Origin of the sequence: Amycolatopsis lexingtonensis (assembly GCF_014873755.1) — a bacterium.
Lineage (GTDB): Bacteria > Actinomycetota > Actinomycetes > Mycobacteriales > Pseudonocardiaceae > Amycolatopsis > Amycolatopsis lexingtonensis.
In genome coordinates this window covers 5,067,501-5,082,423 of the sequence record NZ_JADBEG010000001.1, presented here as the reverse complement: position 1 = coordinate 5,082,423, position 14,923 = coordinate 5,067,501, and the positions used below count along the sequence as shown (strand labels likewise).

The following is a 14,923-nucleotide window of genomic DNA, read 5'->3' as shown; positions in this document are numbered from 1 at the left end:
GTACTGTATGCAATACTGCCGCCATGGCCCGGACCCCGCTGCGCAGCGACCTCATCGAGCAGATCACCACGCGCGTGCTCGACGGCAGGCTCGCCGCCGGCAGCCGCGTCAACGAGGTGCACCTGGCGCGTGAGCTGGGTGTCAGCCGGACGCCGCTGCGGGAGGCGCTGATCGGGCTCGCCGACCGCGGCCTGCTCGTCTCCGCGCCCGGCCGCGGGTTCCTCGTGCCGCCGTTCGACCCGGACGAGGCCCGCCGCCTCTACCCGCTGGTCGCCGAGCTCGAAGCCCTCGCGCTGCGCTGGACGTCGCCGCTGGAGCTGGCCGGGCTGCCGGACGCGCTGGACGCCGTCGCCGACGAGATGGACGCGGCGCTGGCCGGCGGCGGCGATCTGTCCGATGTGGACGACCGGTGGCACGCGCTGCTGCTGTCCCGCTGCCCGAACCCGCACCTGCTGCGGCTGCTCGGGCAGACCAAGCCGCTGCTCAAGCGGTATGAATCGTGCTACTTCGGCGGTGCGGGCCGCGCCGGGGAGAGCATCGCCGAACACCGCCGGATCGCCGCGGCACTGCGCGACGGCGACCTGCCGACCGCGTCCGCGGTGCTCGTCCGCAACTGGGTGAAAGCCCTGGCCTACCTGGGGAAGGACACAAGATGATCATCGCGCACCTGAGCGACCTGCACCTGGACGGCGAGCCGCGGGCCGAAGACCGCGTCGCCGCCGTGATGGCCTACCTGGGCGGGCTGGCGCGGCCGGTCGATGCCGTCGTCGTCACCGGGGACATCACCGACCACGGCGCGGCCACCGAGTACGCGCGTGCCGCCGCGCTGCTCGAGTACCCGGCGCCGGTGCTCGTCTGCCCGGGGAATCACGACGTCCGCGCGGAATTCCGGACCGGTCTGCTCGGCCTGCCGCCGTCGGACGAGCCGATCGACCGCGCCCAGGAGGTCGGCGGGGTGCTGTTCGCGCTGTGCGACTCGACGATTCCCGGCCGCGGCGCGGGTTTCCTGGCCGACTCGACCTTGGCGTGGCTCGACGACACGCTCGCCGGCGGCGACGGCCCGGCGATCGTCGCCTTCCACCACCCGCCGGTCGAGGTGGGAGTGGAGTTGGTGGACAGGATCCGCCAGAGCGGCGAAGACCGGCTGGCCGCCGTGCTGGCCCGGCACCCGCGGGTGAAGGCGCTGCTGGCCGGGCACGTGCACACCGGCGCGTCGACGACGTTCGCCGGGGTGCCGCTGCGCATCGCGCCGGGTGTGGTGTCGCAGTCGTTGCTGCCGGTGGAGCCGGGCGCGGACCGCGGCTGGGACGACGGCGGCCCGCTCGACTACGAGCGCCCGCCGGGGCTGCTGCTGCACGTCCTGCACGACGATGGCCGGGTGACCAGCCACCACCGCGTGGTCAGCGGCTGAAGACCGGCAGCGTGATCCGGGACGGCCGGGCCGCGTCGTGGAAGACCTCGAAGCGGTTCGGCTTGCCGTCCACCGCCGACGTGACCGGTTCGCCCGTGCCGTGGTTGCGCGCGAAGCGGGGGAAGCCGCCGCCCGCCACCTGGACGCGCAGGCGGTGGCCGCGGCGGAAGCGGTACGCCGTCGGGTCGAGGGTGACCTCCGCCGTGACCACGCCGTCGGCGTCCGCCGCGGGGAAGCCCGGGCGCAGCCGCAGGATCCCGTCGGTCACGTTGCGGGACACGCCGTCCGGGTCGACGTCGCAGAGCCGGACGTAGACGTCGGCGTGGCCGAGTTCGGTGCGCACGTGCACGGTCGCGGCCACGTCGCCGATGACGTCGAGGTCCGCGGGCAGCGGTTCGCCGGTGAAGACGAGCACGTCCGGGCGGGCCTCGACCGCCTGGTTGTCGCGCTGCTTCGTCTCGCCGGTGAGCAGGGGCCCGCCGACCGCCGGGGTCGGGTCGGCCGGGTCGTAGGTGAACGTCGCCGGGAGCGCCCGCTCGGCGACTTCGCCGAGCCCGCCGACCGGCCGCAGGTGCGACGCGGTCGGCGTCGAGGGCGGCGGCCAGGACTCGAAGTCCAGCCAGGAGTTCGCGCCCTGCAGGAACAGCCGGACCGGCGAGCGCTGCAGCTGGGCACGGTCGCCGAGCAGGTGCGCGCGCAGGAAGCCGAGCTGGTCGCGGATCATCGGGCCCATGCTCGCCGGCTCGCCGTGCGCCCACGGCCCGATGGTGATCCGCGGCTCCTTGCCCGCTTCGGCGAGGATCCGGAAGTCGCGCAGCTGCCCACGGATGAACAGGTCGTACCAGCCGGTCACCATCGTCACCGGGACGTCGAGCTTCGCGACTTCGGCGCTGTGGTCGGACATCACCCAGTAGTCGTCGTCCGGCACGAAGTGCGTGGTGATGTCCTGGAGGAACTGCACCGGCTTCCCGATCGCGGCGACGTCGGCGCCGCTGAGCGGCAGGTGCGCCATCGCGCGCCGCGTCTTCCGCTTCTGGACCGGGTTCGGCAGCGCGGCGAACCGCTCTTCCTGGCGGCCGATCATCGCCGACCACGACACCATGTTGTCCGCCGCGAGCACGCCGCCCGGGTAGAACGTCGAGACGAACTCCGACGCCGTCACGCCGAGGCACATCGCGGCCAGCGGCGGGTCGAGGTACGGGCCGACCGCCCACTGCGTGTGCCCGAGGTAGCTGGCGCCCGCCATGGCGACGGTCCCGTCGCACCACGGCTGGGCGCGCAGCCATTCCGCGGTCGCCACGCCGTCCTCGCGCTCGAGGTGGAACGGCCGGAACTCGCCGCCGGAGCCGAACGAGCCGCGGGTGCTCTGGATGACCGTCTGCAGCCCGTGCCGGGCGAACGTGTCGCCGAAGAGCTTGGACAGCAGGCCCGCGCGCCCGTACGGCGTGCGGATCAGCACCACCGGCGCCGACGTGGTGCCCGCCGGGGCGTACCGGTCGGCCAGCAGCGTGACGCCGTCGGGCATCGGCACGGCCAGGTCACGCGTGACGACCGGCTTCGGTCCTTCGGCACGCGGGAGCCCGAGCAGCTTGTCGACAAGTCGGTCCAGCACGGGCGTCCCCCCGGTCATCCGAAGTGGAGTCGGTCCTTCCGGATCCGACCGTACCTCAGTTCGCGCGCGCGAGGGTTTCCGGACGCAGCAGCCTGGCCAGCTCCTCGGCCGGGATCAGGCCCTTCTCGACGACGAGCTCGGCCACGCCCCGGCCGGTGGCCAGCGCCTCCTTGGCGATCTCCGTCGCGGCCGCGTAGCCGATGCTCGGGTTCAGCGCCGTCACCAGCCCGATCGAGTTCTCGACGTAGGAGCGCATGACGTCGACGTTCGCGGTGATCCCCGAGACGCACTTCGAGGCCAGGGTGCGGCAGGCCGCGCCAAGGTGCGTGATGCTCTCGGAAAGGGCGTGCAGGATGACCGGCTCGAACGCGTTGAGCTGCAGCTGCCCGGCTTCGGCCGCCATCGTCACGGTGACGTCGTTGCCGATCACCTCGAACGCGACCTGGTTGACCACCTCGGGGATCACCGGGTTGATCTTGCCGGGCATGATCGACGACCCGGCCTGCACTGGCGGCAGGTTGATCTCGTTCAGCCCGGCGCGCGGACCCGAGGACAGCAGGCGCAGGTCGTTGCAGCTCTTCGAGAGCTTGACGGCGATCCGCTTGAGCACGCCGGACAGGTGCACGAACGCGCCGCAGTCCTGGGTGGCTTCGACGAGGTCCGCGGCCGTGACGACCGGCAGCCCGGTGATCTCGCGCAGGTGGCGGCACGCGGCTTCGGCGTACCCCGGCGCGGCGTTGAGGCCGGTGCCGATGGCGGTCGCGCCGAGGTTGATCTCGTGCAGCAGCGCGACGGCTTCGGTCAGCCGCTGCCGGTCTTCGCCGAGCATCACCGCGTACGTTCCGAACTCCTGGCCGAGCGTCATCGGCACCGCGTCCTGCAGCTGCGTGCGGCCCATCTTCAGCACGTCGTGGAACTCGACGGCCTTGGCCGCGAACGCCTTTTCCAGCACCACCATCGACTCGGCCAGCTCGCGCACGGCGAGGATCGTCGCGACGTTGACCGCGGTCGGGTAGGCGTCGTTCGTCGACTGTCCGAGGTTGACGTGCTCGTTGGGGTGCACGACGTCGTAGTCGCCCTTGGCGTGCCCGAGCAGCTCGAGCGCGCGGTTGGCGATCACCTCGTTGGCGTTCATGTTGGTCGAGGTCCCCGCGCCGCCCTGGATGACGTCGACGACGAACTCGCCGTGCAGCGCGCCTTCCCGGATCTCCCGGCTGGCCGCGCAGATGGCGTCGGCGATCTCGGGTTCGAGCAGACCCAGTTCGGCGTTGGCGCGCGCCGCGGCCTCCTTCACCGCGGCCAGCGCCTCGATCAGGTGCGGGTAGGCGGCGATCGTCGTGCCGGTGATGGGGAAGTTCTCGCGGGCGCGGGCGGTGTGCACGCCCCAGTACGCGTCGGCGGGAACGTCCTTGTCGCCCAGGAGGTCGTGTTCGCGGCGGGTGGTCATCGCAGGCTCCCCACAGAAAGGTTTCCGGTGAAACGCAGGTTGTCCGGGCCGGGCGGGACGTCGACCCCGCACAGCTTCAGCGCCGCGGCCAGCACCGGGTACCGCGCCCGGTCACCGCCGTCGGCGATCTTGACCGCGAGCGCCGTGCCGTCGGGCAGGGCTGCGACCTGGACGGCTTCGAAGCCGTCCTTCGCGATCAGCCCCGGCACCGCGCGCATGACGGCGGTGACGTCGCGGCGGCTGCCGCCGACCAGCGCCGGGTGCCTCCGGATCCCGTCGGCCACCAGGTGCTCGGGCGTGCCGGGCGCGGCGGTCGCGATCTTCGAGACGGCGGTCGCGAGCCCGCGCAGGGTCGTCGCGAAGAGGGGCGCCCCGCAGCCGTCGACCGCCACGCGCTCGATGCCGCGGCCGGTCAGGTCCTCGACGGTGGCCGCGATCGCGCGCTGCAGCGGGTGGGCCGGGTCGAGGTAGCCCTCGGTGCGCCAGCCGTTCAGCTCGCAGGTCGCGAGCATCGCCGCGTGCTTGCCTGAGCAGTTGTGCGCCAGGCGGCTCGGCGCGCGGCCGGTCGCGAGCCAGTGGTCGCGCTCGACGGGGTCGTACGGGAAGTCGGCCGGGTTGCCGAGCACGTCGGGGGAGCGGCCGCCGAGCACGTCCCGCGCGGCGTCGAGGTGCATCTCCTCGCCGGAGTGGCTGGCGGCCGCAATCGCGAAGCCGGCGGGGGACAGGCGCAGACCGAGCCGCGCCATCGCCGTGGCCTGCAGCGGTTTCGCCGTCGAACGGGGGTACATCGCGGCGTCCGGGTCGCCCGCGGCGAACAGCGTCGTGCCGTCCGGGGCGAGCACGACCAGCGAGCCGTGGTGCACGCCCTCGACGAGACCGTCGCGGACCAGCTCGACCAGGGGTTCGTGGCTCACACGCCCTCCTCGTCGAACGCGCGCATGTCGATCCGCTTGCGCACGGCGAACCAGCCGACGACCAGCGCGACCAGGATGGCGGGCAGTGCCAGGAGGGTGATCCGGCCGGTCTCGTCGAAGCCCATCAGGACGACGACGGCGGCGAGGAACACCAGCGTCGCGATCTCGGTGTACGGCGAGAACGGCAAGCGGAACGACGGCCGCTCGAAGCCCTCGCGCTCGGCCTTGCGGACGAACAGCAGGTGGCAGAGCACGATGATGGCCCAGGTGGCGAGGATGCCGATCGCGGCGAAGTTCAGGACGATGTCGAAGGCGTCCTTCGGCACGACGTAGTTGAGCCCGACGCCCAGCACGCAGACGGCCGCGGTGAGCAGGATCCCGCCGTAGGGCACGTGGTTGCGGTTCATCACGCCGGTGAACTTCGGCGCGGAGCCCGCCGTCGCCATCGACCGCAGGATCCGGCCGGTCGAGTAGAGGCCGGAGTTCAGGCTGGACAGCGCGGCGGTGAGCACGACCAGGTTCATCACGCTGTCCGCGGCGGGCACGCCCAGGTGGGAGAGCACGGTGACGAACGGGCTCTGGTCCTTCGTGTAGGAGCTCCACGGCAGCAGCATCGTCAGCAGCACGACCGAGCCGACGTAGAAGACCGCGATGCGCCACATGATTGAGTTGATCGCCTTCGGCATGATCTTCTCCGGGTTCGGGGTCTCGCCGGCCGCGACGCCGACCAGCTCGACCGACGCGTAGGCGAACACCACGCCCTGCACGATGAGCACCATCGGCAGCAGGCCGGTGGGGAAGATCCCGCCGTGCTCGGTGATCAGCTGCGGACCGCCCGCGGCGCCGTCGATCGGCGTCTGCGTCACCAGCAGGAAGATCCCGATCACCATGAACAGCACGAGCGCGGCGACCTTGACGATGGCGAACCAGAACTCCATCTCGCCGAACAGCTTCACCGAGACGAGGTTCAGCGTCAGGACCACGGCGAGCGCGATCAGCGCGAGCACCCACTGCGGGACCGGCGAGAAGAACGACCAGAAGTGCGCGTAGAGCGCGATCGCCGTGATGTCGGCGATGCCGGTGGTCGACCAGTTGAGGAAGTGCATCCACCCGGCGACGTACGCGCCCTTCTCGCCCATGAACTCGCGGGCGTAGGAGACGAAGGCGCCGCTGGAGGGCCGGTACAGGATCAGCTCGCCGAGCGCGCGGACGACGAAGAACGCGAAGAGCCCGCAGACGGCGTAGACGATGGCCAGCGCCGGCCCGGCCTGGGCGAGCCGGCCGCCGGCGCCGAGGAACAGGCCGGTGCCGATGGCCCCGCCGATGGCGATCATGTTCACGTGCCGCGGTTTGAGGGCCTTGCGGTAGCCGGCGTCGCCCGCGTCCGCGGTGGTGGCCGTGAGGGTCTGCTCGGTCACTGGTCCCCGTTCACGATGCTGGTGAGAGTGGCTTCGACGTGCGTGAGGTGCGCGGTCATGGCTTCGACGGCTTGTTCTTCGGAACCGCGTTCGATGGCCGTGACGATCGCGCGGTGCTCGGCGTTCGACTGCGCGCGCCGGTCGCCGAGCTGGTTGAGGAAGGCGGACTGGCGGGCCAGCGCGTCCCGGATCTCTTCGATCACCTTCCCGAAGACGGGGTTGCCCGAGGCCTGGGCGATGGTGATGTGGAAGAGCGAGTCGAGCGCGACCCACGCGGTGTTGTCGGTCTCGGCGTCCATCCGGTCGAGGAGGTGGCCGAGCAGGTCGAGGTCGTCCTGGCTGCGCCGCACGGCCGCGTAGCCCGCGACGGGGATCTCGACGTGCCGGCGGACTTCGATGAGGTCGCGGGCCGAGTAGGGCCCGAAGGTCGGGTTCTCGGCGGGCCCGGTGGCGGTGACGAAGGTGCCCTTGCCGGTCTTCGACTCGGTCATGCCGAGGGCCTGCAGACCGCGCAGCGCCTCCCGGATGACCGACCGGCTGACCTCGAACTCCCTGCTCAGGGACGCTTCGGAGGGAAGCTTGGCGCCGACGGGGTAGTCACCGCGCTCGATCAGCTGCCGCAGGTGGGCCAGCACGGCTTCCATGGCACTCACCCGGCGAGGACCACCTTGTCCGGCTGTCTGGCTGTCAGACAGGTTCATGCGGGGAATGCTCGGTGCCGGGGGTGTCGCTGTCAACGCGGGAGCGGGCGGGTGTGGCCCACCTCACCGGACGTCATGAACGGGTCGTTCACCGCGCCGGAGGTCAGGGCCCCGGCAAAGTCGGGTAGGTGCGGCCCGCAGCGGTGCGCCGGCGTCTTGAATGAGTCATTCAGGACGTCCGAAGACCTGAATGAGTCATTCAAGACGTGGGGCGAGCGGGTTACCGGCGGCGAAGTGGCCCGGCCGCGCGAGTTTGCCGGAACCCCGGCAGTGATGTCGTGAACGACTTGTTCATGTCGTCTGGCGAGGTGAACGACCCGTTCATGACGTGCGGGCACCCGGATCGGCCGTGCTGACGCGACTTTGCCGGGACCCTGGCGCCGGAGGTCATGAACGACTCGTTCATGGCGTCGGACCGGTCCGGCCCTTCGTGCTCGGCGAGGCGCACCCGCGGCCCCGACCCCGGTCCCGGCTCCCCGGCAAAGGTCTTGAATGAGTCATTCAGGACCTCCCAAGACCTGAATGACTCATTCAAGACGCTCCCGACCGGAAGCCTCCAGTGACCGTCCGGCCGCACCCCGTGCCGTGATCACCACCGCCCGAAATGAGGGCGCGTCGCGCCACCCGGAGCGGGCCCCGGAGGCGCACAATCGAGCCCGGCGAGTGCGGGATAGGCTGGGGGACCCGGGCGCGCCGGTCCGATCCAGACAGGGGAGGTTTTCGCTGGTGTCGAACGATTCTTTCGTCCACCTGCACGTCCACACCGAGTACTCGATGCTCGACGGTGCGGCGAAGATCGCCCCTCTCTTCGCCGAGGCGGCGCGCCTCGGCATGCCCGCGGTCGGGATGACCGACCACGGCAACATGTACGGCGGCGACGAGTTCTACCAGCAGGCCAAGAAGGCAGGCATCAAGCCGATCATCGGCATCGAGGCCTACGTCGCGCCGGAGAGCCGGTTCCACAAGAAGCCCGTCTTCTGGGGCCAGGCCAACCAGCGCGGCTCGGACGAGTTCGGTGAGGGCGGCGACGTCTCCGGCGGCGGTGCCTACACGCACATGACCATGCTCGCCGAGAACGCCACCGGGCTGCGGAACCTCTTCAAGCTGTCCTCGCTGGCCAGCATGCAGGGCTACTACCGCAAGCCCCGGATGGACCGCGAGCTGATCTCCGAGAACCACTCCGGCATCATCGCCACCACCGGCTGCCCGTCCGGCGAGGTGCAGACCCGGCTGCGGCTGGGCCAGAAGGAGGCGGCGATCCAGGCCGCGTCCGACTACAAGGACATCTTCGGCGCGGACAACTTCTTCCTCGAGCTGATGGACCACGGCCTGCCCATCGAGCGGTCGGTCCGCGAGGGCCTGCTCGAGATCGGCCGCCTGCTCGACCTCAAGCCGCTCGCCACGAACGACTCGCACTACGTCACGAAGGACCAGGCGGACACGCACTCCGCGCTGCTGTGCGTCCAGGCGGGCAAGACCCTCAACGACCCGACGCGGTTCAAGTTCGACGGCGACGGCTACTACCTCAAGTCCGCCGCCGACATGCGCGAGTACTGGGACAAGGAGGTCCCCGGCGCGGCCGACACCACCCTGATGATCGCCGAGCGCGTCCAGTCCTACGAAGAGGTCTACGCGCACAAGGACCGGCTGCCGTTCTTCGAGGTGCCCGAGGGCTACGACCAGGGCGGCTGGCTGCGCGAGGAGGTCCAGCGCGGCCTCAAGTGGCGCTTCCCGGACGGCGTGCCGGACGAGTACTACAACGAGCGCATCGAGATCGAGCTCGACGTCATCATCGGCAAGGGCTTCCCGGCGTACTTCCTCATCGTCGCCGACCTCATCAGCTACGCCCGCCGCGTCGGCATCCGCGTCGGCCCGGGCCGTGGTTCGGCCGCCGGCTCGCTCGTCGCGTACGTCCTCGGTATCACCAACCTGGACCCGATCCCGCAGAAGCTGCTGTTCGAGCGGTTCCTGAACCCCGAGCGCGTCTCGATGCCCGATATCGACATCGACTTCGACGACCGCCGGCGCGGCGAGATGATCCGGTACGCCACCGAGAAGTACGGCGCGGACAAGGTCGCCCAGGTCATCACCTTCGGCACCATTAAGACCAAGGCCGCGATCAAGGACTCCGCGCGCGTCCACTTCGGCCAGCCCGGGTACGCGATCGCGGACAAGATCTCCAAGGCGCTGCCGCCGCCGATCATGGCGAAGGACATCCCGCTCTCGGGCATCGTCGACCCGAAGCACGAGCGCTACGGCGAGGCCGCCGAAGTCCGCGCGCTCGTCGAGACCGACGAAGAGTGCAAGACGATCTTCGAGACCGCCCGAGGCCTCGAAGGCCTGATCCGCAACGCGGGCGTGCACGCCTGCGCGGTCATCATGTCCTGCGACCCGCTGACCGACGCGATCCCGCTCTGGCAGCGCGACGACGGCTCGATCATCACCGGCTGGGACTACCCGTCGTGCGAGGCCATCGGCCTGCTGAAGATGGACTTCCTCGGCCTGCGGAACCTGACGGTCATCGGCGACGCGATCGACAACATCAAGGCCAACCGCGGGATCGACATCGACCTCGACACCCTCGGCGTCGACGACCCCGAGACGTACAAGCTGCTCGCCCGCGGCGACACGCTCGGCGTGTTCCAGCTGGACGGCGGGCCCATGCGCGACCTGCTCCGCCGCATGGAGCCCACGGTCTTCGACGACATCGTCGCGGTCGGCGCGCTGTACCGCCCCGGCCCGATGGGCATGAACGCGCACAACGACTACGCGGACCGTAAGAACAACCGGCAGAAGGTCAAGCCGATCCACCCGGAGCTCGACGAGCCGCTGCGCGAGATCCTGGCCGACACCTACGGCCTGATCGTCTACCAAGAGCAGATCATGCACATCGGCCAGAAGGTGGCCGGCTACACGATGGGTCGCGCGGACGTGCTCCGCCGCGCGATGGGCAAGAAGAAGAAGGAAGTCCTCGACAAGGAGTACGAGGGCTTCGAAGCCGGCATGCGGGCCAGCGAGCTGGTCCCCGGCGGGTTCTCCAAAGAGGCGATCAAGGCCCTCTGGGACACGATCCTCCCGTTCGCCGGCTACGCGTTCAACAAGAGCCACGCGGCCGCGTACGGCCTGGTCTCCTACTGGACCGCCTACCTCAAGGCGAACTTCACGCCGGAGTACATGGCCGCGCTGCTGACCTCGGTCGGCGACAACAAGGACAAGTCGGCGGTCTACCTGTCCGAGTGCCGCCGCCTCGGCATCAAGGTGCTGCCGCCGGACGTCAACGAATCGGCCCTGCGGTTCGCGGCCGTCGGGGACGACATCCGCTTCGGCATGGGTGCCGTCCGCAACGTCGGGGCGAACGTCGTCGAGTCGATCATCAAGACCCGCGAGGAGAAGGGCAAGTACGCCTCCTTCACCGACTTCCTCGACAAGTCCGAGCTCGTGGCCTGTAACAAGCGGGTGATCGAGTCGCTGATCAAGGCGGGCGGGTTCGATTCGCTCGGCCACACGCGGCTGTCGATGATCCAGGTCCACGAAGACGCCGTCGAAGCCGTCGTCCCGCTCAAGCGCCAGGAGGCGATGGGCCAGTTCGACCTGTTCGGCTTCGGCGGGGACGAGGGCGAGGCGGCCCCTTCGTCGTCGCCGCTCGCGCACCTGAAGTTCGGCGAGGAGGAGTACCCGCGCAAGCAGCTGCTCGCCTACGAGCGCGAGATGCTCGGCCTGTACGTCTCGGCGCACCCGCTGGACGGCGCCGAGCGGATCCTGCGCAAGCACGCCCCGAAGCCGATCGCCGGGATCCTCGCCGATCCGCCGCGGGAAGGCGAGATCGTCATCTCCGGGCTGATCACGTCGCTGGAGCGGCGGGTCAACAAGAAGGGCGAGCCCTGGGCGATCTGCACGGTCGAGGACATGGACGCCTCGCTCGAGGTGCTGTTCTTCCCGAAGTCGTACGCGCTGTTCTCGAGTGAGCTGATCGAGGACAACGCGGTGCTGGTCAAAGGCCGGGTCAACTGGCGCGAAGACAAGATGTCGGTCTTCGGCGGCGGCCTCGCGACGCTCGACCTGTCCGAGGTCGGCACCGGCAGCGGCGACGACGAACCGCCGCTGGTCCTGCTGGCCGCGGCGGAGAAGATCGACCAGTCGGTCGTCAGCGAGCTGCGGTCCACGCTGCTGGCGCACAAGGGCGACACGATGGTCCACCTCAAGCTGGTGGGGCGGAACCAGACGGTGTTCGCGCTCCACGACTACCCGGTGAAGGTCAGCTCGATGCTGATCGGCGAGCTCAAGGGCATCCGGGGCATCACCGCTTCGACGTGAGCCCGCGACGAGGCGGGATCCGCGGCCACAACGCGCGCGGGTCCCGCCTTTCGTGTTTGCTGGACACGATGACCCACGAACCCGACCCCCGCCGCTGGAAAGCGCTTGCCGTCTCGCTCACCGCGGGGTTCATGGGCCTGCTCGACGTCAGCATCGTCAACGTCGCCCTCCCGTCGATGCAGGCCGGCCTGCACGCGAGCAGCGGCGGCATCCGCTGGGTCGTGTCCGGGTACGCGCTGGCGTTCGGCCTGGTCCTGGTCACCGGCGGGCGCCTCGGGGACGCGTTCGGCCGCCGGAACATGTTCCTCGGCGCCCTGGCCGCGTTCGTCATCACCAGCGCGCTGGCCGGCGCGGCGCCGAACGAGACGACGCTGGTCCTCGCCCGCCTCGCCCAGGGCATCGCGGCGGGCATGCTGACCCCGCAGAACACCGGCCTGATCCAGGACCTCTTCCGCGGCGCCGAGCGCGGCCGCGCGTTCGGCATGTTCGGCGCGGTCGTCGGGATCTCGACGGCGGTCGGCCCGATCCTCGGCGGCGCCATCATCGCGGCCTTCGGTGCCCAGGACGGCTGGCGCTGGGTGTTCTACGTCAACGTCCCGATCGGCGTGCTCGCGTTCGCGCTGGCCCTGCGGCTGCTGCCGCGCAGCGAGAAGAAGCGGCTCAGGATCCGGTCGGAGATCGACTTCGCCGGCATCGTGCTGCTGGCGATCGCGGTGCTCGGGGTGCTCCTGCCGGTGATCGAATCCGACCAAGGCGGTCTCGCGCGGCTCTGGTGGCTGTTCCCGGTCGCCCTCGTCTTCGGCGCCGTCTTCGTGCGCTGGGAGCACTCGGTGTCCCGGCGCGGCCGGACGCCGCTGCTGGACACGCGGTTGTTCACCGGCACCCCCGGCTACGCCGCCGGCGCGGCGGTCGGGGCGCTCTACTTCTGCGGGTTCGCCGGGATCTGGCTGGTCTTCGCCGTGTTCTTCCAGCAGGGGCTCGGCTACTCACCCCTGCAGTCGGGACTCTCGGTGACGCCGTTCGCGCTCGGCTCGGCGGTCTCCGCGGCCGTCGCCGGGCGGCTGGTGCCCCGCTTCGGCAGGCTGCTCACCGTGACCGGGCTGGGCGTGGTCGCCCTCGGCCTGCTGGCCGTTGCACTGCTCGCCGAGCTGGTCCCGCCCTCGGCGTCCGGCTGGGCTTTCGCGCTCCCGCTGCTGTTCGCGGGCGTCGGCGGCGGGATGGTGATCTCGCCGAACACGACGCTGACGCTCGAATGCGTGCCGGTCCGGATGGCCGGCGTCGCGGGCGGCGCGCTGCAGACCGGGCAGCGGATCGGCACCGCGATCGGCACCGCGGTGCTCGCTTCGGTGTTCGGCGCGGTCGTGGGCGCGGGGTCGGCGTACCCGGTCGCGCTGACCGTGGCGCTCGGCTGCGCGGCCGCCATGACGTGCGTCGCGCTCGCACTGGCGGTCGCCGAGCTCCGGGCGCGCCGGCAGCGCGCCTCGGTAGAGGAGCGCGAGGCGCGGGAGGCCGAAACCTCGGCCGCGGACGTCCAGCGGGGCTGAGACACTACTTTCCGCAGATTCGCGATGCTCCATCCGGGTGACGAGCGCGCGAATTCCCTGGTGCTACGCAGAGCAACCGGGTAGATCTTATGGAGCCTTCACTGCGCGGCTTCGGCTACCGACAGTGGCAATCAGTCGGCCACCCGGGGATGGGGTGACCGGCTTGAGCGATCGAGGCGTCCGGAGTTCGAGGGAATGGACACACTCGGTCACCTTCCGTCCAGTGAGTCGTCGGCGTCCGCGGGGGACCGTCCGGCACTCGCGGAAGGGCTGCCCGCCGGTGCCGCCGGCGCGTGACGGCGCGGGCGGGCCCGGGGGAGGGGGAACCGGGCCCGTCCGTTCTTCGTGTCGTGCTTTGCGCACCGGCTCGTGATCATGTGGGATGACGGCGTCCGACAGGCACGAGCCCGGGGAGCACCGATGACCGAGCAGCCGTCGCGGCCGGAGATCCGGGTGTGGCGCCGCCCCATGCGATCCCGCGACCGCGGTGAGCACCACCGCGTCGCGACGCCGCTGGAACTCCTGTTCGACCTCTGTTTCGTGGTCGCCGTCGGCCAGGCGGCCGCGCAGCTGCACCACGCGCTCGCCGAAGGCCACACCGGCCACGGCGTCGTGTCGTTCGCGATGGTGTTCTTCGCGATCTGGTGGGGCTGGCTGAACTTCAGCTGGTTCGCCTCGGCGTTCGACACCGACGACGTGCCGTACCGGCTGGCGACGCTCGTGCAGATCGCCGGCGGGCTGACCGTGGCGGCGGCGGTGTCGAGCGCCTTCGAAGGCGACTTCCGGCTGATGGTCGCCGGCTACGTCCTGATGCGGCTCGCCCTGGTGGTCCAGTGGCTGCGCGCCGCGCGGTCCGACCCGTCGTGCCGGCCGGCCGCGCTGCGGTACGCGGCCGGGATCACGGGGGTCCAGCTGCTGTGGGTCGCGTTCCTGTGGGTGCCACACGGTGCCCAGGTGGCCGCGTTCGTCGTGTTCGCCGTCCTGGAGATGGCCGTGCCGGTGTGGGCGGAACGCCGGCAGGGGACGACGTGGCACCCGCACCACATCGCCGAGCGGTACGGCCTGTTCACCCTGATCGTGCTCGGCGAGGTGATCCTCAGCGCGACGAACGCGCTCAAGGAGGGGACCGCCGAGCCGGGCCACCTCGGCGCGCTGATCTCGCTGGCCGCAGCCGCGCTCGTCCTGGTGTTCTCGATGTGGTGGCTGTACTTCGACCGCCCGGGCCACGCGCGGCTCGTCCGCCGCCCGACCATGTTCACGTCGATGAGCTGGGGCTACGGCCACTACTTCATCTTCGGCTCGGCCGCGGCGGTCGGCGCGGGGCTCGAGGTGGCGGTCGCCTACGACACGGGGAAGCTGCACCTGGGCGGGGTGGCCGCGGCGCTGCCGACCACGGTGCCGGTCGCGGTGTTCCTGCTGAGCGTGTGGCTGCTGCACATCGGCCCGACCAACGAGTGCCGCCCGATCGCCATCGGTTTCCCGGTGACGGCGGTCCTCGTCCTGGCCGCGTCCTTCACGCCGGCGCCCATCCACGTCACCGCGGTGCTGGCGGCCGCGCTCGT

At 70.7% G+C, this 14,923-nt stretch carries 10 protein-coding genes (1 of these 10 running past the window's edge); 5 read left to right on the top strand and 5 right to left on the bottom strand.

Annotation, left to right across the window (positions count from 1 at the left end; translation table 11 throughout):
* Positions 1–23: 23 nt before the first annotated feature.
* Positions 24–656: a GntR family transcriptional regulator gene (locus H4696_RS22695; RefSeq protein ID WP_086862052.1), complete on the top strand. Its 633-nt coding sequence runs from the start codon at positions 24–26 to the stop codon at positions 654–656.
* Positions 653–1,411, top strand: coding sequence for a metallophosphoesterase (locus H4696_RS22690; RefSeq protein WP_086862053.1), 759 nt, complete (start codon positions 653–655; stop codon positions 1,409–1,411). The genes H4696_RS22695 and H4696_RS22690 overlap by 4 nt, the downstream gene beginning before the upstream one ends.
* On the opposite strand, the gene H4696_RS22685 is transcribed toward H4696_RS22690, so the two are convergent.
* From H4696_RS22685 to H4696_RS22665, 5 genes are read right to left on the bottom strand one after another with little or no spacing between them, the layout of a single operon-like run.
* A complete protein-coding gene (locus H4696_RS22685) occupies positions 1,401–3,023 on the bottom strand; it encodes a CocE/NonD family hydrolase (protein ID WP_086862059.1) in 1,623 nt (540 codons plus the stop codon). The genes H4696_RS22690 and H4696_RS22685 overlap by 11 nt on opposite strands.
* Before the next feature lie 55 nt (positions 3,024–3,078).
* Positions 3,079–4,470, bottom strand: a complete 1,392-nt coding sequence (gene aspA / locus H4696_RS22680; RefSeq protein ID WP_086862054.1) for an aspartate ammonia-lyase — start codon at positions 4,468–4,470, stop codon at positions 3,079–3,081.
* Complete coding sequence (locus H4696_RS22675) at positions 4,467–5,384, bottom strand: asparaginase (protein ID WP_086862055.1); 918 nt, start codon at positions 5,382–5,384, stop codon at positions 4,467–4,469. The genes aspA and H4696_RS22675 overlap by 4 nt, the downstream gene beginning before the upstream one ends.
* Positions 5,381–6,802, bottom strand: coding sequence for an amino acid permease (locus H4696_RS22670; protein WP_086862056.1), 1,422 nt, complete (start codon positions 6,800–6,802; stop codon positions 5,381–5,383). The genes H4696_RS22675 and H4696_RS22670 overlap by 4 nt, the downstream gene beginning before the upstream one ends.
* Entirely contained in the window at positions 6,799–7,446 is a 648-nt protein-coding gene (locus tag H4696_RS22665; RefSeq protein ID WP_086862057.1) for a FadR/GntR family transcriptional regulator, read from the bottom strand. The genes H4696_RS22670 and H4696_RS22665 overlap by 4 nt, the downstream gene beginning before the upstream one ends.
* 783 nt (positions 7,447–8,229) lie before the next feature.
* Here H4696_RS22665 and dnaE point away from each other — a divergent pair.
* From dnaE to H4696_RS22650, 3 genes are all read left to right on the top strand, one after another.
* Positions 8,230–11,817 carry a DNA polymerase III subunit alpha gene (dnaE, locus tag H4696_RS22660; RefSeq protein ID WP_086863223.1) on the top strand — a complete coding sequence of 1,196 codons (3,588 nt, stop codon included), beginning with the start codon at positions 8,230–8,232 and terminating at the stop codon, positions 11,815–11,817.
* 68 nt (positions 11,818–11,885) lie between these two features.
* Positions 11,886–13,361, top strand: coding sequence for an MFS transporter (locus H4696_RS22655; protein ID WP_192782483.1), 1,476 nt, complete (start codon positions 11,886–11,888; stop codon positions 13,359–13,361).
* A 420-nt stretch (positions 13,362–13,781) separates the two neighbouring features.
* A protein-coding gene (locus tag H4696_RS22650) for a low temperature requirement protein A (RefSeq protein ID WP_086865409.1) crosses the window boundary here: on the top strand, positions 13,782–14,923 show its 5' portion. 46 nt of this gene lie beyond the right edge of the window; only the first 1,142 of its 1,188 coding nucleotides appear in the window; it begins with the start codon at positions 13,782–13,784; its stop codon lies off the right edge, out of view.

Bases quoted from the DNA above. Each gene is read 5' to 3' on its own strand.
- H4696_RS22695 (WP_086862052.1), top strand. From the start codon at position 24: ATGGCCCGGACCCCGCTGCGCAGCGACCTCATCGAGCAGATCACCACG.
- H4696_RS22690 (WP_086862053.1), top strand. From the start codon at position 653: ATGATCATCGCGCACCTGAGCGACCTGCACCTGGACGGCGAGCCGCGG.
- aspA (WP_086862054.1), bottom strand. From the start codon at position 4,470: ATGACCACCCGCCGCGAACACGACCTCCTGGGCGACAAGGACGTTCCC.
- H4696_RS22665 (WP_086862057.1), bottom strand. From the start codon at position 7,446: ATGGAAGCCGTGCTGGCCCACCTGCGGCAGCTGATCGAGCGCGGTGAC.
- H4696_RS22655 (WP_192782483.1), top strand. From the start codon at position 11,886: ATGACCCACGAACCCGACCCCCGCCGCTGGAAAGCGCTTGCCGTCTCG.